Annotated in this window: 16 protein-coding genes; 14 read left to right on the forward strand and 2 right to left on the reverse strand. The window is 57.6% G+C overall.

The genetic code is table 11. The annotated features are described in order from the left end of the window. Nucleotides 1-10: 10 nt before the first annotated feature. Genes PG871_RS17370 through PG871_RS17380 form a run of 3 tightly spaced genes read left to right on the forward strand, consistent with a single transcriptional unit; the run spans nt 11 to nt 9,246 of the window. Nucleotides 11-4,306, forward strand: a complete 4,296-nt coding sequence (locus PG871_RS17370) for a DUF6519 domain-containing protein (protein WP_270731630.1) — start codon at nt 11-13, stop codon at nt 4,304-4,306. Nucleotides 4,307-4,308: 2 nt separating this feature from the next. Further along, nucleotides 4,309-5,583, forward strand: a complete 1,275-nt coding sequence (locus PG871_RS17375) for a PASTA domain-containing protein (protein WP_270731632.1) — start codon at nt 4,309-4,311, stop codon at nt 5,581-5,583. A 9-nt stretch (nt 5,584-5,592) separates the two neighbouring features. Beyond that, nucleotides 5,593-9,246, forward strand: a complete 3,654-nt coding sequence (locus tag PG871_RS17380) for an eCIS core domain-containing protein (protein WP_270731634.1) — start codon at nt 5,593-5,595, stop codon at nt 9,244-9,246. Nucleotides 9,247-9,327: 81 nt separating this feature from the next. On the opposite strand, the gene PG871_RS17385 is transcribed toward PG871_RS17380, so the two are convergent. Beyond that, on the reverse strand, nt 9,328-10,083 hold the full coding sequence (locus PG871_RS17385; protein WP_270731636.1) for an IclR family transcriptional regulator: 756 nt from the start codon (nt 10,081-10,083) through the stop codon (nt 9,328-9,330). Nucleotides 10,084-10,297: 214 nt separating this feature from the next. Between PG871_RS17385 and PG871_RS17390 the strand changes: the two genes are divergently transcribed. The 11 genes from PG871_RS17390 to PG871_RS17440 all read left to right on the forward strand — a co-directional run bounded on the left by PG871_RS17390 (nt 10,298) and on the right by PG871_RS17440 (nt 19,134). Then, a complete protein-coding gene (locus PG871_RS17390) occupies nt 10,298-11,134 on the forward strand; it encodes a cyclase family protein (protein ID WP_270731640.1) in 837 nt (278 codons plus the stop codon). A gap of 60 nt (nt 11,135-11,194) precedes the next feature. Then, nucleotides 11,195-11,551: a cupin domain-containing protein gene (locus tag PG871_RS17395; RefSeq protein WP_270731643.1), complete on the forward strand. Its 357-nt coding sequence runs from the start codon at nt 11,195-11,197 to the stop codon at nt 11,549-11,551. Between the two features lie 3 nt (nt 11,552-11,554). Next, nucleotides 11,555-12,340, forward strand: coding sequence for an SDR family NAD(P)-dependent oxidoreductase (locus PG871_RS17400; RefSeq protein ID WP_270731645.1), 786 nt, complete (start codon nt 11,555-11,557; stop codon nt 12,338-12,340). 3 nt (nt 12,341-12,343) lie between these two features. Continuing rightward, entirely contained in the window at nt 12,344-13,270 is a 927-nt protein-coding gene (locus PG871_RS17405) for a 3-hydroxyacyl-CoA dehydrogenase family protein (RefSeq protein ID WP_270731647.1), read from the forward strand. Between the two features lie 46 nt (nt 13,271-13,316). Further along, complete coding sequence (locus PG871_RS17410; protein ID WP_270731650.1) at nt 13,317-14,597, forward strand: ABC transporter substrate-binding protein; 1,281 nt, start codon at nt 13,317-13,319, stop codon at nt 14,595-14,597. Between the two features lie 62 nt (nt 14,598-14,659). Continuing rightward, nucleotides 14,660-15,388 carry an ABC transporter ATP-binding protein gene (locus PG871_RS17415; protein ID WP_270731652.1) on the forward strand — a complete coding sequence of 243 codons (729 nt, stop codon included), beginning with the start codon at nt 14,660-14,662 and terminating at the stop codon, nt 15,386-15,388. Next, nucleotides 15,381-16,088, forward strand: coding sequence for an ABC transporter ATP-binding protein (locus PG871_RS17420; RefSeq protein ID WP_270731655.1), 708 nt, complete (start codon nt 15,381-15,383; stop codon nt 16,086-16,088). The genes PG871_RS17415 and PG871_RS17420 overlap by 8 nt, the downstream gene beginning before the upstream one ends. A 1-nt stretch (nt 16,089) precedes the next feature. Next, complete coding sequence (locus tag PG871_RS17425) at nt 16,090-16,953, forward strand: branched-chain amino acid ABC transporter permease (protein WP_270731658.1); 864 nt, start codon at nt 16,090-16,092, stop codon at nt 16,951-16,953. Further along, entirely contained in the window at nt 16,950-17,969 is a 1,020-nt protein-coding gene (locus tag PG871_RS17430; RefSeq protein WP_270731661.1) for a branched-chain amino acid ABC transporter permease, read from the forward strand. The genes PG871_RS17425 and PG871_RS17430 overlap by 4 nt, the downstream gene beginning before the upstream one ends. A 12-nt stretch (nt 17,970-17,981) precedes the next feature. Further along, nucleotides 17,982-18,917 carry a 3-keto-5-aminohexanoate cleavage protein gene (locus PG871_RS17435; RefSeq protein ID WP_270731663.1) on the forward strand — a complete coding sequence of 312 codons (936 nt, stop codon included), beginning with the start codon at nt 17,982-17,984 and terminating at the stop codon, nt 18,915-18,917. An 85-nt stretch (nt 18,918-19,002) separates the two neighbouring features. Continuing rightward, on the forward strand, nt 19,003-19,134 hold the full coding sequence (locus tag PG871_RS17440) for a DAPG hydrolase family protein (RefSeq protein WP_270731664.1): 132 nt from the start codon (nt 19,003-19,005) through the stop codon (nt 19,132-19,134). A gap of 103 nt (nt 19,135-19,237) precedes the next feature. Here the strand turns inward: PG871_RS17440 and PG871_RS17445 are convergent, their stop codons facing one another. Then, nucleotides 19,238-21,340, reverse strand: coding sequence for a TRAP transporter permease (locus PG871_RS17445; protein WP_270731666.1), 2,103 nt, complete (start codon nt 21,338-21,340; stop codon nt 19,238-19,240). Nucleotides 21,341-21,588 lie beyond the last annotated feature (248 nt).

The raw sequence follows: 21,588 nt of genomic DNA on the forward strand, positions 1-21,588 counted from the left end.
GGGCGTCGCAGTGGCACATGATATTACAAGAGAATCTTTTCAGCGGGCGAAGAATTACGTTTCCCTGCGACAACAACAGGGCCGCGTTCCGCTTGACAGCGAACTCAACGAAGGCACCGATCTTCAGGCCGAAGAGCTGCGCCGTATGGTGCAGGACCTGATTTGCGCCGGAGGCACGCCGGATGACGGCTTCAAGATTTCCGTAACCGGTGACGACGCGGATGGCGACGGGCTTTTCGAGGGGCTGGCGGACTATGACTTCGACATCGCCAAAGGCACCTTTTGGATCGGCGGGCGGCGCTATGACAACCTGACCAACACCACGTTGATGCAGCAACCCGACTGGCTGCAACGCGGCCAGGGGCCAGAGAGCCTGCCAACGCTGGCCGAAGCTGAACAATTCGATTTCCTCTATCTGGACGCGTGGGAGCAAGACGTCAGCGCGACTGAAGACAGCGAACTGCTCGAACGCGCACTCGGTGGTGCCGATGGCGCTGGCCGTCGCCGCCGCATGGCACGGGTACAGGTGGTTCAAAACAGCGCATCGACATGCACCCAGTCAATGCAAGACACCTTTGCAGGTCTGACTTTTGATCCAGACACCAAAGCCCTGCGCAGCGCCGCTGGTCTGACCGTGGATTTCACCGATATCGGCGTCACCGACGATCTCTGCGCGCCGCAGGTCCAAGGCGGCTACCTGGGGGCGGAGAACGAAACCTTCCGCGTCAAACTTACCGCGCCAAACCGGTTCATTTGGGGTCGCGACAACGCCTCGCATCTCTACCGCGTAAGACTCGATCCAATTCCCGGCGACGAAGACGCAGATCCACCAGAGCCACCGCGCACACAGGTCACCTTCATCACCTTGCCGCGCGACACGCACGCCCACCCTCTCGCGGGTCAATCTGTTGAGCTACTGCGCTGGAACACGCAGCTGCCCAACGGCGAGAAAGTTGCGGAGCCAATGGGCGTTCTGGCCAATATCGCCAGCGATTTCGACCCGTCAACAAAGCAAATCCTGATCGATCATGATCTCGATCCGGCGTGGAACGCTTGGTTCGGTGCCGAAGGCGCAGACTACATCAACCCGATGGACACCGACGCGCCCACCTATTTCTATCTACGCGTCTGGACCGGCGGCACCGGAAACGCCGACGCGCCGGACCACCTCATTCCCGATCTTGCGCCCCCCCTCGGTGAGACCGATCTTTCCTCCACCGACATCACGCTGGGCGACACAGGCTTGCAAGTCCGCTTCCGCCGCGAAACCGACGCGGTCTACGGTCTTGCGGGCGACTTTTGGGTTGTTGCGGCCCGCCCCAACGCACCCGACATCGTCACCCCATGGCGATTGATGGATGACACAATAGAAACGCCGCCACCTGCCCCACCTTTGGGTCCGGAACGTCATGTGACCCCGCTCGCGATCATCGAATGGACGCCAGAGGCCGTCGCGGGCGAGTTGCCCCCGATTGTCCACGACTGCCGCGAAAAGTTCCGCAAACTGTGCCATATTCAAACCTGCTGCGAAGTCACGGTGGGCGACGGCGAGAAAAGCCACGGCGACACCAATTCCATCGCCGACGCGATTGCGCGGCTGCCACTCTCTGGCGGCAAGATTTGCCTGTTGCGCGGCACCTTCACCGAAAGCGTCGCTTTGGTGAACCGCGACAACATCACCTTTTCGGGCTGCGGCCCCGAAACGATCTGGCAAGCCGAGCCGGACGCAGCAGCTCTTACTTTGCAAGGCTGCTCGAACATCAAGCTCACCGGCTTTGATATCCGTTCCGACAGCTTGACGACGATCCGAGCAGGTGCCGAAGCTGGCCCCACACCGGTGGATGAACTTTCCTCGCAGATCACGCTAACCAATATGGTCATCCGTGGCCGCGATCAGGCGGCGGTCTGGCTGAACGGCTGCGACGAAACGGTGATCCACGACAGCCATGTTCAAATGCGCGCCCTGACCATGTCGCGGTCCGTAAATCCGCTTTCCGGCATTCACCCAGCGGTGTTTGTCTTGGGCGACGATGTAAAAATCACGCACAACCGCATCGATCTGGACGGCACCATCGGCGCCGAAATCCGCCCCATGGGGGGCCTGCATATCGGCGGCACCTCAAGCGATGTGATCATCCGCGACAACGACATCATCGGCGGCAAAGGCAATGGCGTCACGCTGGGCCACATCGAATGGGAGGCAAGCGACAGTACGATCTCGGTGACCCCATGGACCTGGTGGTTTGATGTGACCATCAACGCGGCTGGATGCTTTGTTTTTGACTTCGGCATTACGCCACCATCCGTCTCGGTCGACCTAACCTGGGAGCCGGTCTCGGGCGGCGACATCGACTCTCTGACGATCGAGCGCAACACCATCAGCGACATGGGATTGTCGGGCATTTCGGTGTTCTATTTCTTCGACCTGTCCCAGAACGAAGACTATATCTCGCTCTCCGATGTGCGCATCACTGACAACGTCATTTGCAACAACCTGACCGGCGATCTCAGCACACCGGGGCTGACCCGCGCCTACACGCAAGGCTTTGGCGGTATCACTCTTGCTGCGGTGGATGATCTGGTGATCGACCGAAACCGCATCTGCGACAACGGCACCCACAGCGAGGCGCCCATCTGCGGAGTCTTTGTGCTCTATGCCGAAGGCGCCGATTTGCACAATAACGAGATCTACAACAATGGCTTGGCGGGCGCAGACGCGCCGGGTCGCTTTGGCGGCGTCAATATCGGCTGGTGCGTGACCCGCTACGAAAACGCCCGTCTCGAAACGGATGGCGCGGTTGCCTCACGCAAAGCTGCGCTCTGCATGTCCCAAAACTTCATCGACAGTCCCAACGGCCAAGCGCTGAAGGTGGTTGCTCTGGGTCCGGTGATGGTCGCCAACAACCGCATGAACGGCACGTTCCGCGACCCGTCCCTCTTCGCCCTGCTCCTCGCGCGGCTCCTTGGCGGCTCCGCGGCGGGCCCCGGCATCAGCGCCGGCATGGCGTCGCTCCTGCTGATCACTGGCATGTCGCGTGAATCCCTCGCCAGCGCGTCGGTTGCCTTGGCTGAAATCGCCATCGAGGTCTTGGGCGGCTCTGCGGTGTCCGTCTTCAATGTCGCCTGGTTGGAGGAATTCACCGACATTTTCGGACAAGACAACGACGTGGAATGGCGCGTCGGCGGCGAGACCTTGTTCAACGACAATCAGGTCAACCTGATGCCCAAGGCGACCTCCAATGGGCGCATCACCAGCTCGGTTCTTATCAGCAGCCTTGACGACGTCAGCGTCGCAGACAACCAACTTGAAATCGACCGGCAGTCGCCTCAGGCACTGGTCAACTGCATGGGGCTTGGCGCCACCGTCCGCATGTGCGGCAACCGGATGCAAGAAAGCTTGGGACAGGGGCTGTTTTCCGGCTGGGCGTATTCGCTCATTCTGGCCAATCAGGTCTCTAACCAAGGCACACATTGCTTTCTGGCTACTTCCTTTTTTGATCCCGGCCCGCCTTATGTCTACGCGAACATGAACCAGTCTGTCGGCGAAGCCATCCTTGCCAAGCTCTTTCCGGACAGCAACGGGTTGTTTTGCGAACGCATCGGTAAATATCTCGGCGACCTGACGGTCGGCGGTGGCTTTCCCGACGATGTTCAGACCGACACAGGTGGCACCCCAGATCCAGTCGATACAGGCGGCACGCCAGACCCGGTCGATACAGGAGGCACGCCAGACCCGGTCGATACAGGAGGCACGCCGGACCCGGTCGATACAGGAGGCACGCCGGACCCGGTCGATACAGGCGGCACACCGGACCCGGTCGATACAGGAGGCACGCCGGACCCGGTCGACACAGGCGGCACGCCGGACCCGGTCGACACAGGCGGCACGCCTTGGCCCACGCTGGACCCGTGCAACAACAAAGACCACGTGCGCCTGCATGACTACTCAGAGCCCATCAAGGAAGGCAAACATTGGAAACAAGAGGACATCGTAAAAAGCTTGCAAGATTCAGGCCTGAGCGCCTGCTACGTCTTCCGCAAAGTTGAAAGTCCGGAATTCTTTGGTCGCGTTCTAAGTCAAGACATTCCAGCGGGCCTTTGCGTACCAAGGGGCACCGTGGTTTGCCTCTGCGTTGGCGCACAGGACGGCGAGGAACAGTGTAACTTCGACGCCTGCATAAAATCGGATGGCCCCTCAGAAACACCCGAAAAAAACCTGCGCTCACAGCTGCACGATAACCTCGATTACCGGCTCGGAGGCTACGCATTCCTCAAGGCGAAAACCAATTCGGACACCAGGAGATAATCATGAAACGCAGCGCCACGCCCACAGAAGACACCGAGACTTTTGCCGAACTAAGCGCGCTTCCGGAAATCAACGCGATCTCCCGCGTTGGTGCGATGCGCATCGGCAGCACCTTTGAGCGCGCCCGCGCCCGGCAAATCATCCGTGATGCACAACGCGCCCAAGCGCGGGGCAAACCTGAAAAAGCCGAAGCACTGCACACCAAGCTGCGCGCGTTGATGACGCAGACCAATGCCATCGAGGTTCAAATGCAACGCGAACAAGTGCCCGATCATCGCCCGGCCGAAGGTGCCACAATCGTTCAGGGGCGTCTTGCCGAACATGGTCTGGGCAAAGCAGGCCTGCGGCTTGACCTTGTCGACAAACACGGCACGTCTCAGGGCCATACGGTGACCAACGCCGCCGGCAGCTTTGTGCTTCAGGCCGAAAAAGCTGCGGCCGCTGACCTGCGCCTCGTCGTGTCCGACGGTACTGGCGGTATCCTGAAAGACGCCCCGCTGGCGAAAACACCAACCGGATTTCTCGAACTTGATGTGGCCAAAGACACCGCGACCAAGACCCCCAAAGTCGAGCCTACTGCGCCAGCCGACACGCCCAAACCAGTGACCGTGCCTCAGCTCAAATCAATGACCCTAGCAGATGCGTTGATCAGCCTGACAGGCGCCAATCTTGACGTCAAAGTTATAGACATCGAGAGCGACAGCTATGCCAAAGGCATCGTCGTCAAACACACTCCCGCAGCCGCAGAAACCGTCCCGCGCGACAGCGTGATTACCCTGTTTGTGTCAACCGGTCCCAAAAAGTCGGACCCCGTGAAACCATCGGAAGACGAGACCGACACCACCCCGACCCTCACTGGCTCAAAATTCGCAGACGTGGCAGCACAGCTATCGCAGCATGATCTGTCCATCGGCACGATCAAATACGCCCGCAAGCCTGTCAACGCAGGACAGATCCTGGACCAGGCCCCCGCAGCAAAAGCGCCGTTCGACAAGACCCGAACCATCGACATTACGGTGGGCACTGGCAAAGCCAAAGCCAACATCGACGTCTTCCTGACAAGCCTCGCCTTTGCCCCTGAAATCAGGAAAGCGAAGTTAACACAGGATCACCTGTCGGCGCTTCAATCCGCGGCCAAACTGAATACTGCAAAACGGCTGGCAGCCGTCTCCAAGATGGACCCGGCGAATTTGCAAACCATGGTTCCCGCGCTGTCAGATCCTCAGGTGCGGGCGCTCCACGCTGCAATTCAGCGGATTTCGAAAGCCATGCAATAGGAGCAACCGGTGAACAAACGCGTCGCCCTCCTGCAACAAAAGCCAGAGGTTGCCCGCCCCGCCAAAACGGCGCCGGTCGTGCAGCCCAAACTGGCGATTGGTCCGTCTCGGGACCGCTACGAGCAGGAAGCCGACCGCCTCGCGGACCGTGCGCTTGCACACGGCAACACCTCCGCCCCGGCCGCCGCGCCGGGGATTTCACGCCTGACCGGCAACGCGGTGCAACGCATGAGCGCGGGCCCACCTACGCAGTCGGACATGAAATCCAAAGCCAAAAAGGTCGAAGACGAAGAGGACACCGCGGTCCAGAAATCATCCTCCGGTCCCGGCGTCGCGCCCCAGCGAGCCGAAGGCGCGATTGCGCAGATGCGCGCGGCAGGTGGTCAGAAACTTGCGCCCAATGTGCGCGGCGGCATGGAGCGTGGTCTGGGCACGCGGCTGGGGGATGTACGCGTTCACAACAACGCCCGATCCGCTCAAGCCGCCAAAGATGTCGGCGCACATGCCTTCACCGTCGGGCGTGACGTGTTTTTCGGCGCAGGCCAATATCAGCCAGCCACACCCGCGGGGCAGCACCTTCTGGCCCACGAACTGGTGCACACCGAACAACAACGTGGCCTGGGTGCATTGGCCCAAACCACCGCGATACAGCGGGCACCCGCTCCCGCTGACACCTCTAAGGACAAAGAAGAAGAACGCGATTTCTCTCCCAAACCTTTTTCAACCAGAAACAACAGCGGCACGTTCACGCCAAAGCCGGACGGCGGCGGCACCATCGAATTCAAACACCTCCGCGTGCCGAAAATTCGTGGAAAATACAAAGGCGCCTCCGACTTCGCTCATCCCGGTGTGTCGGCCAAAGGCAGCCCGATGGGGCCGGACGGTTTTGAGTTCAAAGGCGCGACCGCACGCGACACCTATGCCAGCAGCGAATGGGCCAAAAACCTATTCCTGAATGCAGCCGAAGGCGAAATTGAAAACTCTTTGATTGGTCTGATCCCGGAAAAGGTCAAAAACTGGGACGACAAACACGCTTTGAACGGGCCAGGCGGTGAGCGCATCTTCTATCTGAAGATGGACAAGGAGCGCGCCTCTAACGCGCGCAAAATCCTCTTTGGCACGGTCGAGCAGCTGGCCGACAGCAAAAGCCTGAAGATCCCGCATTGGGACGAACACGGCAAAAAACCCAGCTTTGGCTTTGACGTCGACCACTCGATGGAACTGCAACTCGGTGGCAAAGACGCGTTTGAGAACTTCTGGCTGCTAAACGCATCAGCCAACCGCAGCTCCGGCGCCAAGATCGCTAACGCGCTCGAAGGTGACATCGGCGATGGCATCGCAGCGATTGACAAAAAGGGGTTGTTCGGGGACGGCGGCGCCACAAAGAAACCGACGTACGAGGGCCTTGCGAAAGGCAATCAAACCGGTACGTGGCAGGTGAAATTCAAAGGGTACAAGGACCTCAGTATCAAAAGCCAGAAAGGTGCCTACTGGCTTGCCAGTGACATCAAGGAAGGCAAGCACCTTGAACACCTCGAGGTCATGGAACACCCGCAGCTGATACAGGAAGGCATCAAAACAACCGACGAAAACGGCAATCCGGTGACGCCCGATTACGTCAATCTCTTCTTTGGTGCGGGCGGGGGCTTTCGCAGGCGTTTCAAGGTCAAAAAGGACGGCTCTGTCGCGCCCGACGGCCGCGCCGAAGGCTTTTTGGGCGGCTTTGATTTTGTTTCGGCTACGGTCAATCCGGCAGACATCAAAACCCCCTACATCACAAACATCAGCGGCAAGGCCTTTCGACGCAAACGTGGCAAGGCGTTGGTGGATGATCAGGGCAACCGCTACGAAACCATGCTTGGCGGGGAGGACGGCATTCAGGTCTCGGCGATGGAGGGCGGCGGCTACTCGGGTCTGATGGACACTGGCAATCTGACACGCGCGATCAGGGCCCTAAAGCCGCATGTCAACAACACCAGCCCCATCACTTTTGAAGAAGGCGGCATCAACGAAAACGGCTTGCTTTATGCGACAGGCTCCGTGCTCGCCACTAAGGAATTACTCAAGGGGTTCAATTTCCCCATCCACCTTCTGGGCACCGACATTTTCATCGATTTCCCTGTGCCGTTTGACAAACTTAGCCTCGGCCCAGTCACGGTCACACAGGCCAGCATCCGTATTGGCGTTGGCGAAAACGGCGCCTTCCTCATGGGCATGGCCGCGCTTGAAGTCGATCAACTCGGCAGCGGCACGGTTGAGGCGCGCGTAGAGGATGGCAACACCATTCTCGCCGGCACGTTCAATTTCGATATTGATTTCCTCGACAAGACCGAGGCCGGTGTTGAATACAACCTTGCCGACGACACCCTGAAACTGACCCTCGACACGGCCATTGGTGATGGCAAACTTCCGGGCGTCAGCGGCGGACGCTTTCTGGCGACATTCTCGCGTGAGGCGGTGACCGGCAACGGCGAAGTCACGCTCAAAGGACCGCTTTCAGGCACCGTGGTGTCGATGACTTACACCAAAGAGGAAGGCCTGAAGCTGGGCGCCGACAACATCCCCTTGCCGGTTGCCAACATCCCCGGTGTGAAATCCGCAAAAGCGTCTCTTTATGCCTCACGCGATCCTGAAAGCGGTGAATGGCGGTTTGGCGGCGGGGGCTTGGCGGATCTCGACATCGCCGGTGCCACTGGTCAGGTCAAAGTTGCGGTGGACGGCGAAAAGGTCGTGGTGCACGGCAACATCAAAGTGGCCAAAGGGCCCGCAACCGGTGAGATGTCTTTCACGGCGACAAACGCGCCGATGGATGACGAGGGCAACATCATTGATGGCCCTCCGGTCGACGACTACAGGGTCTATGGCAAAGGCTCCGCCACCATCACCTTTGGTGAAATTATCAAAGGCACGGCCGGAATAGAACTGACGCCCGAGGCCGGCATCATCCTGCGCGGCGAAATCGCGTTGGCCAAAGACTACCCGCTGTTTCCCAAGAAGGACTTCTCACCCAACAAACCCCTCCTCAGCCTCAACAGCCCGGAGTTCCCGATTTTTTCCGTTGGCGTCGGCCCTGTTTCCGTCGGCATAAAGGGACGTGTTGGTGGGTCTTTCAGCTACACCGCTTATGTTGGCCCCGGCAAACTTACCAATTCCAAGATCACTGCCGAAATGGATCTCGACAAACCCGATGAGGCGGTGGTGACCGGCACAACCACCTTTGAAATGTCGGCCTATGCCGCATTGATCCTTGGCGTCAACGTCAGCCTGATAGCGCGCGCTACAGCCCTTTATGCGCGCGGCACCATCGGGATCGACGCCGAAGCAGGCCTGCGGGCGGATGCCTCCATGCAGGTCGACGTAGGATGGAGCAAGGCGCAGGGACTTGAGGTCGACGCACTCGGCAAGGCATCCGTTCAGCCGGTGCTGGTCTTCACCGCCTGGGCGGAACTCGCCGCAGGCGTGGATTACCTCGGCGAAAAGAAATGGAATTTGGGCGAACGTGAACTCGGACGGTTTGGGCCTGACCTTAAAATGGGCCTGCAAGTCCCCGCCAAATGGAGCGAGAAAGAAGGCCTCGACTTTTCGCTGGATAATATCGTGATCGACAAACCTAACCTCAAAGGCGAAGCGTTGGCGGACGAGGCCGGCGACCGGATGTTCTAAGGTCCGTCAAACAGCCGCCCAAAACGCCGACGATATAACACAAAGCGATGTTCCCGAAAGAACGGCCCGGAAACCTCTTTTTCAGTCGAATGTCGCCTGAATGTTGGCCGCAGTTTCGCGCAATGCCCGCTCGATTATCGCTTTTTGTTCATCGTAGCGCGACGAAGGTACGGGCACCGAAATGGCATGCAAATCTCCGGCCCAGTCTTCAAAGGCAAAGCCGATTGCAGACACGCCACCGGAATGCTCGTCCAAATCATAGGCAAGGCCATCGCTTTCGACCTTCTCCAGATCGCGTAAGAAAACCTCAATGTCGCAAACCATGCCGTTTCGGCTCCATTCATTTTGAATGAGCGGAATTGCCTCCTCTCGCGGAAGGCGCGCCAAACACGCTTTGCCATTCGCCGTGGTGGTCAAAGGAAAGACCTCACCGACCTGCGAAACCGTAGTCAAACGATGCGTCCCGGGAACCTGGTCCAAGAACACCATACCAATGCCACGCATGACAGCGAGGTCAGCAGTTTCACCGGTCTTGTGCGTCAATTCAGTCAGCAACAGGCGGCAATGCTCGACAATGTTGTAAGGGGCAGCGCCCGCGAGCGACGAAAATTCGGGGCCTAAAATCAATCCACGTCCCTGAGGCGCGGCGATGACAAGGTTTTCTTCGGCCAAAGCGCTCGTGATTCTCTGTACCGTAGAGCGGGGCAAGCCAACGCGTTCCGCGATTTGGCCAAGGCTCATTCCTGTTTGAGCGTCCTTCAAGATTCGCAGGACTGCTGCGGCACGGGCAATGACCTGAATTCCAGATCTAGAGTTTTTGTCTTCTGTATCAGTCACTTAAATTCTCGATCGCTAGAAAATGTACGCGCCTCTTACTTCGTCACGCTACACACTACTGTACCGCAATGCGGGTCATGTCAACCGTATTGTGATTTACTTGTTGACCGCGATACGGTGCATATGCATCACTATGCGAGACAGGTGGGAGGAGCCACCCTGACATTTTGCAATCGAAAACGCCGCTGGTCGGCGAACAGAGGAGATGTGCCCAATGGTTGAAGTTCGTGGCATCGAGTTTCAGGGAAACACTGACAACGACATGGGGCTGGAGTTTTATAACCTCAGCCACCGCTATGGGTTCCAGTGCCCGAACTGGCCCTATTTCAAAGACGTTCAGATTGACCGGAAGCACTACATGGCGAAGTCCGGTGTTCTGAGCCAAACAATCACCACCACAATGCACGTGACCACGCATATCGACGCGCCGGCCCACGTTGTCCCCGGCACACCGTTCATCGACGAAGTACCGCTGCCGCATTTCTTTGGGTCCGGCCTGGTTGTGTCGATCCCCAAAAAGAAGTGGGAGAAGATCACGGGCGACGACCTTGAGAAAGCGTGCGGTCACGCGATCCGCCCGGGTGATGTGTTGATCATCAACACCGGCTGGCACAAGCAATATGAGGACGGCGACTATTTTGCCTATTGCCCCGGCCTCGTGTCCTCTGCCGCTGAATGGATGATCGAAAAGGGTGTGAAAGTTGTCGGCCACGATACACAGGCCAATGACCACCCCTTGGCGACTGCGATCGGTCCACAACGCAACGGCCCGATCTTGCCGCATCTTGAGCAAGAATATCTCGAATGGTCCGGCGGCGTTCCTTGGGACGTTGATTTCCCCGAGTGGGAACCTGTTCACAACCTTCTGTTCTCAAAGGGAATTCTCGGCATCGAGAATGTCGGCGGCGATCTGGATGCGGTCACCGGAAAACGCTGCACCTTTGCGTTCTTCCCTTGGAACTGGGATCGCGGCGACGGCTGCATCATTCGCCTCGTGGCGATGATGGACAAAGGCCAAGGCTACCGCATCGAACCAGGCGAAGACTTCTAAGCAACACCACTCCCAACTGGCCGCCGCCTAGGCGGCGGCCTTTTTCGAAGGAATGCGCAGATGCACGTAAAACGCTTTCAGGATGCTCAGCCCTACGAGGCCCCCAACCATTTCGGTTGTCACGGGCTGCGATTGCAGGGGTTTGAAGAAGGCGGCCCCACCAACCAATGGGTTGGATTTAGCCAATTTTTGCCCGGCGGCGGTGCTGGTCCGGACGCCACCCCATTTGAGAAGGTCTATGTCGTGCTCGATGGCGAGATGACCGTAATCATAGATGGCGTCGAAACCACGCTCTGCAAACACGACAGCTGCACCATTCCGCCAGGCGAGATCCGCAAGATCGAAAACCGGCGCAATGACACCTGCACCATGCTCGTTGTGATCCCCTATCCGCCAGAAACCAATCAAGAGGCATAAGCCATGAACCCGCTTTCAATGTTTGACGTGAACGACAACGTCGCCCTGATCACTGGCGCGTCCGGCGCTTTTGGCATGGTTGCGGCACGCATTTTGGCCGGATCGGGCTGCAACCTTGTATTGGCCGCTGGCAACCAGACCGCGCTGGATGAGATCGCCGCAGAATGCCGCGAGATCGGTGCGGCTGTTGTAACCGTAAACACCCGCCCTAACGATGAAGACGCTTGTGAGGCGCTGATCGCCGAAGCGGTGACGGGTTTTGGGCGGCTTGATATCCTCGTTGTTGCCTCTGGCATGAACAAAGTGGCGTTGATCAATGACATGACGCCGTCAGATTTCAGCGCCGTTATGGACGCCAATGTCACACAAAGCTGGCTATTGGCCCGCGCGGCTGCTGCACAGATGAAAACCCAAGGCGACGGCGGCAAGATCGTGCTCGTATCCTCCGCGCGCGGCTTGCTGGGTCATCCTGCTGGGTATACCGCCTATTGCGCGTCAAAGGCGGCAGTGGACGGCATCACCAAAGCGCTTGGTTGTGAACTTGGTCCCGCAGGGATCACCGTCAACGCCATTGCGCCAACCGTCTTCAGATCACCGCTGACGGCGTGGATGTACGAAGACACCGAAGAAGCTACCAAAGTACGCAACGGGTTTCTCGCACGTGTCCCCAAAGGACGGCTGGGCGAGCCAGAAGACCTGGCCGGGCCGCTGCTGTTCCTCGCCTCCAAGGCATCCGATTTTTACACCGGGCATATTTTGTATGCCGACGGTGGATATACGGCGGGCTGACCCATGGGGACGAGCAAAAACATCGCGGTAATCGGCGCCGGCCTGATGGGTCACGGTATCGCGCTCACATTGGCGCGGGCGGGTCACAAAGTGATGATCACTGACCCAGTCGACGCGGCGCGTGAGTCCGTCAAAGACCGTATTGCCCAAAGCATGGCCGCCATGGGCTGCGCAGACAGTGAATTACCAGCCGCTTTGGCGTGTATCATTGTCAAAGCGAGCACTCCCGAAGCTGTCGCAACAGCCGACGTGGTGTTTGAAGCGGCGCCTGAAAAGATGGCGCTGAAGAAAGCGATTTTCGCAGAGATCGAAGCGCACGCGCCGGATGATTGCATTCTGGCGTCCAACACGTCGGTGATGCCGATCACAGAGATCATGAGCGATCTGCGTTTGAAAAGGCGCGCAGTTGGCACCCATTGGTGGAACCCGCCACACATGATCCCGCTTGTCGAAGTTGTGAAAACCGAATGGACGGACAGGGTGGTCGCGCAGACCATGTTCGATCTGCTGGCCGACGCTGGAAAAACTCCGGTGATGGTTGCCAAAGATGTGCCGGGTTTCATTGGCAATCGCTTGCAACATGCGCTGTGGCGCGAGGCGGTGAGCCTTGTGGAAAACGGAATTTGCGACGCCGAGGCCGTAGATACGGTGATCAAATCCAGTTTTGGTCGACGTCTGGCCGTGCTTGGCCCGTTGGAGAACGCCGATCTGGTGGGCACGGATCTGACGCTCGATATCCACGAAAACGTGCTCTTTGATCTCGAAGCGAGACAAGGCCCTTCGCCGTATCTGCAAGGGCTGGTCGAGGCCGGCAAGCTTGGCATGAAATCAGGCCAGGGGTTCCGCACCTGGACCCAGCAGGAAGCCGACGATGTGCGGGCGAGGGTCGCCAGCCATCTGACCAAACTAGAGACCATTCTGGAAACATAAATCAGAAACCCCGGCGGGGAGGCTGGGGATAAGGGAGGACCACCACATGACCAAGATATTCAAAACAACTACGCGGCGAGCGTTCCTGACGGGTGCAACAGCAGCGATTGCTGCGCCTGCGTTACTCAAATCAACGCGGGCCTATGCTGCCACGCCAACGCTCAAAATCGGCCATGTCAGCCCACGCACCGGCCCGCTGGCCGGTTTTGCCGAGGCCGACGATTTTGTGCTAAAGGGAATTGAGGCCGCGCTGTCGTCCGGTTTGCAAAACAACGGCAAAAACTGGAACGTAGAGATCATCTCCAAGGACAGTCAATCCAACCCGAACCGCGCCGCCGAAGTGGCCGCGGATCTGATCCTTGGCGAAGAAGTCGACATCATTGTCGCTGCTTCAACGCCGGACACCGTGAACCCCGTCGCCGATCAGGCCGAGATCAACGAGGTGCCGTGCATCACAACCGATTGCCCGTGGCAGCCATATTTCTTTGGCCGCAATGGCGTACCCGGCGAAGGCTTTGCCTCAACGTATCACTTCTTCTGGGGACTAGAGGACGTCATCGGGGCGTTCCTTGACATGTGGGGCGGCAGCGGCGTCGCCAAAAATGTCGGCGGGCTGTTTCCCAACGACGCAGACGGCAATGCGTGGGGACATCCGGAACTAGGCCTGCCCACGCCCTTGGCGGCAGCCGGTTATGACTTGATCGATCCGGGTCGGTATCAACCGCTGTCAGATGATTTCTCAAACTATATTGCGGCCTTCAAAGAGGCTGGCTGTGAAATCGTCACCGGCAATATGATCCCACCAGATTTTGCCACGTTCTGGGCGCAGGCGGCCCAGCAGGGCTTTAATCCCAAGATCGTGACGATCGGCAAGGCGCTGTTGTTCCCATCCGTCATCGAAAGCCTTGGAGATCGCGGCGACGGGCTCAGCTCCGAGGTTTGGTGGTCACCAAACCATCCGTTTGCCTCTTCACTGACGGGCGCTTCGGCCAAAGAACTGGCCATGGGCTATACCGCAGACAGCGGTCGCCCCTGGACGCAGCCGATCGGCTTTAAGCACGCGCTGTTTGAAGTGGTGGCAGATGTGGTGAAACGCGCCGCAGATCTTGAAGATCCCGAGGCAATCACGGCCGCAATTGCCGGCACCCAGCTAGATACAATTGTAGGTCCTGTCGATTGGTCCAACGGCCCGATCAACAACGTCACCAAGACGCCTCTAGTCGCAGGTCAGTGGCAGAAGGGCGACAGCGGATTTGAGCTGGAAATCGTCGCCAATTCGGCGGCACCTCAAATCCCTGTGACAGCCGACCTTAAACTGCTCGGCTAACGCATTTGCGCGGCGCCATACCTTTTTTGGCGCCGCGGATTTACTTCAAGAAAGCAGTCCGGATGACAGCAATCCTAAAACTCCAAAACCTCAAAAAAGCATTTGGTGCCGTCACTGTTGCGGACAATCAAAGCTATGAGGTGCAACGCGGAGAAGCGCTTGGGATTTTGGGCCCCAATGGTGCAGGCAAAACCTCGATGTTCAACCTGATCACCGGCACGCTCAAAGCAAACAGCGGGCGCATCGAGTTTGCAGGCAAAGACATCTCAGGCTGGAGCGCCGCGCGGCGCAGCCACGCAGGCATCGCACGCAGCTTTCAGGTACCGCAACCGTTCTCTGGTATGACAGTGTTTGAGAACGCAATGATCGCGGCCACACAATCGGCGGGTCTCCATGGCCACGCGGCAGAAGCCCACTGTATCGAAGTGCTGGAGCAAACCGAGTTGATGGGGAAAGCCAACGTTTTGGCCGGCAGCTTGACGCTTCTGGAGCGCAAGCGGTTGGAACTCACCCGCGCGCTCTGCACAAAACCGGACCTCCTTTTGCTGGATGAAATTGCAGGCGGCCTGACTGAGGCGGAATGTCAGTCGTTGATTCACACCATAAAAGACATTCACGCCAGCGGCGTGACCATCATTTGGATCGAACACGTCGTGCACGCGCTGCTCTCCGTGGTGGACCGTCTGATCGTGGTTGATTTCGGCAAGCTGATTGCTGATGGCGATCCAAAGACCATCATGGAAAGCCCGCAAGTCAAAGAGATTTATCTGGGGATCGAAGCTGATGCCTGATGCTCTTTTAAACATGACCGGGCTTGATGCCCACTATGGCGATTTCCAAGCGCTTTATGGCGTGGACATGCACATCGACGCTGGCGAAGTGCTCGCCATCATCGGCGCGAACGGAGCAGGAAAAACCACGCTGATGCGCGCCATCACAGGCCTTCTCAAAAGTGGGCCCGGCCAGATCAGCCACAACAGCGTTGATATTGGCGGCCTGCGGGCGGACGAAATTGCCATGCGCGGCATTGCAATGGTGCCAGAGGGACGGCAACTTTTCCCGTCGCTCTCGGTCAAAGAGAACCTGATGATCGGGGCACAAGTCGGGCGCAAAGGGCCGTGGAACCTGGACGCCGTCTATAAACTCTTCCCCATTCTGGATGAGCGTAAAGATCAGCAATCAACGTCACTTTCGGGTGGGCAGCAACAGATGGTAGCCATTGGGCGTGCCTTAATGGCCAATCCCGACTTGATTTTGTTTGACGAGATCAGCCTCGGCCTCGCGCCCGTGATCATCAAAGACATCTACAAAGCTCTGCCTGGCATCATCGGCGAAGGCATGAGCGCCATCATTGTCGAGCAAGACATCACCAAGGCGCTGTCTGTGTCCTCAAGGGTTTACTGCTTGCAAGAAGGACGCGTGTCGCTGGAAGGCGGCTCTGACACTGTGTCGCGCGAGGATATCTCCCGCGCCTATTTCGGGATCGAATAATATGGATTGGCTGAACGCAGTGGTGCAAGGCACCCTCTTGGGCGGGCTCTATGCGCTCTTTGCCGCGGGGCTTTCCCTGATCTTCGGGGTCATGCGCTTGGTGAACATCGCCCATGGCGACTTAATAGTTTTGGCAGCCTATTTGGGGCTGACGGTCACCACAGCAACCGGAATGCATCCTTTGCTGGCATTGGTGGTGGTCGTCCCTGTCATGGCCACCATCGGCTACGCATTGCAACGCGGCTTGCTCAACCAAACTCTGGGCGATGATCTTCTGCCGCCTTTGCTGGTGACATTCGGGCTGAGTGTGATCATCCAGAACGCCCTTTTGGAAGGCTACACCGCGGACCCGCAAAAACTGAGCGCAGGTGCATTGGAGACCGCAAGCTTTGACCTCGGAGGGCTGACACTTGGTGTGTTGCCAGCACTGACCTTTGCGATTGCCGTTGTTGTGATTTGGGGTCTGCAACGCGTCTTTTACCACACACCTTTGGGACGCGCCTTCCGCGCGGTGTCCGACAATCAGGATATCGCGCAACTGATGGGCCTTAATCGCCGGCACATTTTTGGCCTCGCTATGGCGCTTGCGCTGGCGGTGACGGCTGTTGCGGGCATCCTTCTAGGTATCCGTACAAGCTTTGATCCTTCTATCGGCGGTGGGCGCCTGATCTTTGGCTTTGAGGCTGTGATCATTGGCGGTCTGGGCAACCTTTGGGGCACGCTTGCTGGTGGCGTCATCCTTGGCGTGGCGCAAACCGTGGGCGCCAAAATCGATCCCGGTTGGCAAATCCTGTCGGGCCACATCGCCTTTTTGATCATCCTTGCCGTACGACCCAACGGCCTGTTTCCGAGGATTTCGGCATGACCACGCCCACCTATTCCGTCACCCGCTCCTCTCAGGCGGCCCGCGTTGGCGCCGTGCTGGGCGCGCTTGTTTTGATCCTTCTGATCGCCGCCCCGTGGTGGGCCGGTCGCGCCGACATGCGTTTGATGGGAGAGCTGTTCCTTTATCTGGCGCTCGCCAGCCTGTGGAACCTGATGGCGGGCTATGCGGGGTTGGTCTCTGTGGGTCAACAGGCCTATGTCGGCTTTGGCGGCTACATGCTGTTTGCACTGACGATGTTTGGCGGGCTGCACCCGATTGCTGCCATCGCCCTCGCAGGCGTGTTGGGCGCTTTGATCTCGATTCCTGTGGCGGTTCTGATCTTCCGTCTGCGTGGCGCATATTTCGCCATCGGCACATGGGTCATTGCAGAGGTGTTCCGTCTGGGATTTGCGCAAGTCTCATCCCTCGGTGGCGGCTCTGGCTCCTCCTTGCCTGTCGCCATTGTCAAATCACTGGCCAGCAAGCGCGCCATGCGTGAAAGCCTGTCATACTGGCTTGCGCTAGGCGCTGCCGTGTTGGTCATCACTGCTGTCTACTTCTTCCTCCGCTCTCGCAAAGGCTTGGCTCTGACTGCCATCCGCGACAACGAAACCGCTGCAAGCAGCCTTGGCATCGACATCTGGCGCACCAAATTTATCGTCTATGTGGTGACATCAGCTTTCACAGCCATGATCGGTGCGCTGATCTTCTTGCAGAAATTGCGGATTTCTCCAGACGCCGCCTTCAGCGTGAACGACTGGACCGCCTTTGTGATCTTCATCGTTGTGATCGGCGGCATCGGCACCATCGAAGGTCCGATCATCGGTACATTGGTGTTTTTCCTGCTGCGCGAAACGCTCGCCGACTTAGGCACCACATATCTGATTGTGCTCGGCGTTGTCGCAATTGTTGTCATGCTCAAGGCCCCCAAAGGTCTCTGGGGCCTGATCCGCAGCCGCTTTGACATCCAAATCTTTCCACTTGGCTACCGCGTCCTCAAACGCGACAAACCCTAAGGAGCCGCACCAATGGCAAAACAGAAAACCATCATAACATGCGCTGTGACTGGCGCGATCCACACGCCCACAATGTCGGATGCCTTGCCCTATACCTATGACGACATCGCGCAACAGGCGATGGATGCCGCAGAGGCCGGCGCCTCCATCCTGCACCTACATGCACGCGACAACGAAACCGGAGCACCATCTGTCAATCCTGACGATTTTGCGCCGTTTCTACCGCGCATCAAGCAAGCGACAGATGCCGTTCTGAATATTTCCACTGGCGGTTCACTGACGTTGTCGATCCAAGACCGCATCACTCCGGCCAAAACCTTTTCGCCGGAAATGTGCTCGATGAATATGGGGTCGATGAACTTCTCGTTCCATCCGTTGGCCAACCGTTACAAAGACGATGATTGGAAATTCGACTGGGAAAAAGACTATGTTGCCAACTCGGATCAAAACATCTTTCGCAACACGTTCCGCGACATCAAAGAAGCCGCAGACACCCTCGCCCCGCATGACATCAAATTCGAACATGAATGCTATGATGTCGGCCATCTCTACAATCTGAAATTCTGCATGGACATCGGCCTGTTCAAGGCGCCGGTGTTTATTCAGTTCATCTTTGGCATCCTTGGCGGCATTGGTCCCGAAGTGGACAATCTGGTCTTCATGAAGCGCACCGCCGACCGGCTGTTTGGTGACGACTATCGTTGGTCCGTTCTGGGGGCTGGAGGATCTCAAATGGGCCTAGCCTCGACCGCAAGCCAGATGGGCGGCAACGTGCGCGTCGGGCTGGAAGACAGCCTGTTCATCACCCGCGGAAAACTGGCTGAAAGCAACGCTCAGCAAGTCGCCAAAATCCGACGCATTGTCGAGGACTTGGGATGCGAAGTCGCCACCCCGGACGAGGCCCGTGAAATTCTGGACCTCAAAGGCGGCGACAGGGTTTCTTTCTGAACAGGTGGCACGCAAGCTTGGCGATTGACGTCTTTGAGGTGGGATGAATGACGCAGGCCTAAACAGGCTTTTGCCCTTAGGGTTTATGGCCGGCAAAATCTTCAAAGATGATGCCGGTGCGGTAATGCTCGCCACTTGTGCCGAGGAAATGAACCATCTGGCCAGCTTCTTGCCTGATCTTTACCGCGGCTATCATCCAACCCCCGAAGGCCCGTGAAATGAAAAAACTTGCTACCGCATTCGTGATCGCTTGGTCGGGGCTGGAAAAGATTTTCCTGACACACCTGCAGTACGCTCGTCACGCATCCGCCTGACACGTCTCACCCTCTTATTCTGTCTTGCCATTTAGGAAACCCAACAAATCCAATCGCTGCGGCCATGGCCAGCCAAGGCACTAAATCTACCTTTGCGATCATTAGGCAAGCAAGAGCCAGTCTTGCGGCAATCTCCAACCGGCTCAGTCGACGCCCGTCAAATCCGGCCAAAGCACTGGAAAGAAGGTAAAGCGCCATGACAAGGCGGAGCAATAGCAGGCCCAGCCCTACCCAGTCGGACGAGCCATCGTAACCAGGCAGGTATTTGGGCACTCCCGACGCGCTTACGGAGGGATCAAGGATCGCCGCATCAATCAACAGAATTTCTGGGTAGAGCGCAAAGATGAACGGGATCACGAACATCACGATGCCCGACTTGACCGCAGAAAACCCGGTGGCCATGGGCTCGGCTTTGGTAATTGTCGAGGCGGCAAAAGCTGCAAGGGCAACCGGGGGGGTGATAGCCGACGCTACGGCAAAATAGAAAATGAACATATGCGCAGTGAAAGTCGCGATCCCCAGCCCGGCCAAAACCGGCCCCATAAGCAGAGCAACATTGATGTAGGCCGGGACAGCAGGCATCCCCATGCCAAGCAGGATCGCAATCAGCATTGTCATGGACAGCGCCAGCATCTGGAAGGCAACCGACCCGCCTTGTCCCAAATTCCAAGATTGCAACCAGCTTAAGACATCGAGCGAGATGAAGTTAGGTAATCCGGTGAATTGCAGGCAGAAGTCGATGATCGAGACGGCTAGGAACATAAGGTAAAGCGTTGATACCAGAACACCTGCGGCAGAAAGGGCATCGACCACCTTACGCGGTTTGGCGCGCACCTCTGGATCAACGAAAAGGAGGGCTATCAACAGCATAACCGCCCACCAACCCGCACTACCGGCATCGCCAGCGGCGTTTTGGATCATCTGTTGAAACCAAGACAGTTCTGACACCTTGCAAACGCCATCAACAAACGCGCGCTCGGCCCCAAGAAGCCCGCCAAGTACGCCGCAGCCAATCGTCTCCTTAGTGGCAAGAAGCAGAAGCAGGATCAGTAGGATTGGACCGAAAATCATCGTCAGGTTCAACATATCCTGACGGTTCAGATGCATGTCCTCGGTCAGTTCACCGATGGCCGTGATGCCCTGCTTCTGAGCCTGAAAGACCACGGAGAGAAACAGGCACGAGAAATAGGCCAACGCTGGAATGACGGCCGCAATGATCACTTCCGAATAGGGCACTACGGTCAGCGCCGCTAGGACGAAGGCTGCGACTCCCATGACAGGCGGCATGATCGATCCACCTGACGATGCCGCGGCTTCGACACCGCCCGCGAAGGTCTTTGAAAACCCGCGTTTGAGCATCATGGGAATGGTCAGAACTCCGGTCGAGAGGACATTGACGATTGGCCCGCCCGAAATCGTGCCAAACATCGCAGAGCTGACAACCGCCGCATGTGCTGGGCCGCCGCGCAGGTGTCGGGTCCAGCGAAATGCAATCTTTATGAGTGACTGCCCGCCCGCTGACGCTCCAAACAGTGAGCCAAGGACAAGATACGGGAAAATCGTGTTGAGCATGATGTCCATGAACCGACCCAGCAATCCCGACGCGTTGTTGACCAAAATATCGTGAACTCGCGGCCGACCATCAGACAGCAATCGAGGCTCGCCTGCCAGTTTGGTCATCAGATATTTGTTGATGTCATCTGGTCCGTGGAAATACCAAACCAGCACGGTCACAATCGAATAAAGCGCGATCGCCAAAGCTACGACAACTAGGGGAAGCCCCCAAACTTTGATGTTGTAGGCGAGGAATACCAGCATGGTGACACCGATGATGGCCACCAGCCACCCCCCTGTATTGCCAACGCATTTGGGATCTTCGACCGTTGTCGGCGCTGGCAAACCATAAAGTTCAGCGATTTCTTTTTCGGCCTTCAGGGCTTCGGCAAACAACCTTGCGCGCTCGCCAGTGAATTGGTCGATCAAACATATGGATTCGATTTCTATGACATATGTTAGTGAAACACCAAACGCGGCAACGACGAGCGCGATGTCCATGAACAAACCGAACCTGCGTCGTTCTTTGGACCGATCCGCCCAATCAACCCACATGGAGTGCTTCAGCGTCACACAAAGCATCATCGCAGAAAAGGCGATCGGGTAGAACCACTCGGTTGGAAATTTTCGTATTGAAAGCCAGTTCGCGCCCGTTAAATTCCTGACCCCATCGTCTAATCCCGGAATTCCCGGCGTGGCATTTAATAGCCCGACTAAGACTATAACAACCGACAATAGATAAAGTACAACTTGTGCTACAGGTCGTTTTATTTGGTCCGGTTGGCTGCCCACGATTTGTCCTC

Origin of the sequence: Shimia sp. Alg240-R146, assembly GCF_947331465.1 — a bacterium.
GTDB lineage: Bacteria > Pseudomonadota > Alphaproteobacteria > Rhodobacterales > Rhodobacteraceae > Shimia.

Bases quoted from the DNA above. Each gene is read 5' to 3' on its own strand.
- PG871_RS17430 (WP_270731661.1), top strand. From the start codon at position 16,950: ATGACCACGCCCACCTATTCCGTCACCCGCTCCTCTCAGGCGGCCCGC.
- PG871_RS17425 (WP_270731658.1), top strand. From the start codon at position 16,090: ATGGATTGGCTGAACGCAGTGGTGCAAGGCACCCTCTTGGGCGGGCTC.
- PG871_RS17390 (WP_270731640.1), top strand. From the start codon at position 10,298: ATGGTTGAAGTTCGTGGCATCGAGTTTCAGGGAAACACTGACAACGAC.
- PG871_RS17420 (WP_270731655.1), top strand. From the start codon at position 15,381: ATGCCTGATGCTCTTTTAAACATGACCGGGCTTGATGCCCACTATGGC.
- PG871_RS17375 (WP_270731632.1), top strand. From the start codon at position 4,309: ATGAAACGCAGCGCCACGCCCACAGAAGACACCGAGACTTTTGCCGAA.
- PG871_RS17435 (WP_270731663.1), top strand. From the start codon at position 17,982: ATGGCAAAACAGAAAACCATCATAACATGCGCTGTGACTGGCGCGATC.
- PG871_RS17410 (WP_270731650.1), top strand. From the start codon at position 13,317: ATGACCAAGATATTCAAAACAACTACGCGGCGAGCGTTCCTGACGGGT.
- PG871_RS17395 (WP_270731643.1), top strand. From the start codon at position 11,195: ATGCACGTAAAACGCTTTCAGGATGCTCAGCCCTACGAGGCCCCCAAC.
- PG871_RS17445 (WP_270731666.1), bottom strand. From the start codon at position 21,340: ATGTGGGTTGATTGGGCGGATCGGTCCAAAGAACGACGCAGGTTCGGT.
- PG871_RS17415 (WP_270731652.1), top strand. From the start codon at position 14,660: ATGACAGCAATCCTAAAACTCCAAAACCTCAAAAAAGCATTTGGTGCC.
- PG871_RS17405 (WP_270731647.1), top strand. From the start codon at position 12,344: ATGGGGACGAGCAAAAACATCGCGGTAATCGGCGCCGGCCTGATGGGT.
- PG871_RS17400 (WP_270731645.1), top strand. From the start codon at position 11,555: ATGAACCCGCTTTCAATGTTTGACGTGAACGACAACGTCGCCCTGATC.
- PG871_RS17440 (WP_270731664.1), top strand. From the start codon at position 19,003: ATGGCCGGCAAAATCTTCAAAGATGATGCCGGTGCGGTAATGCTCGCC.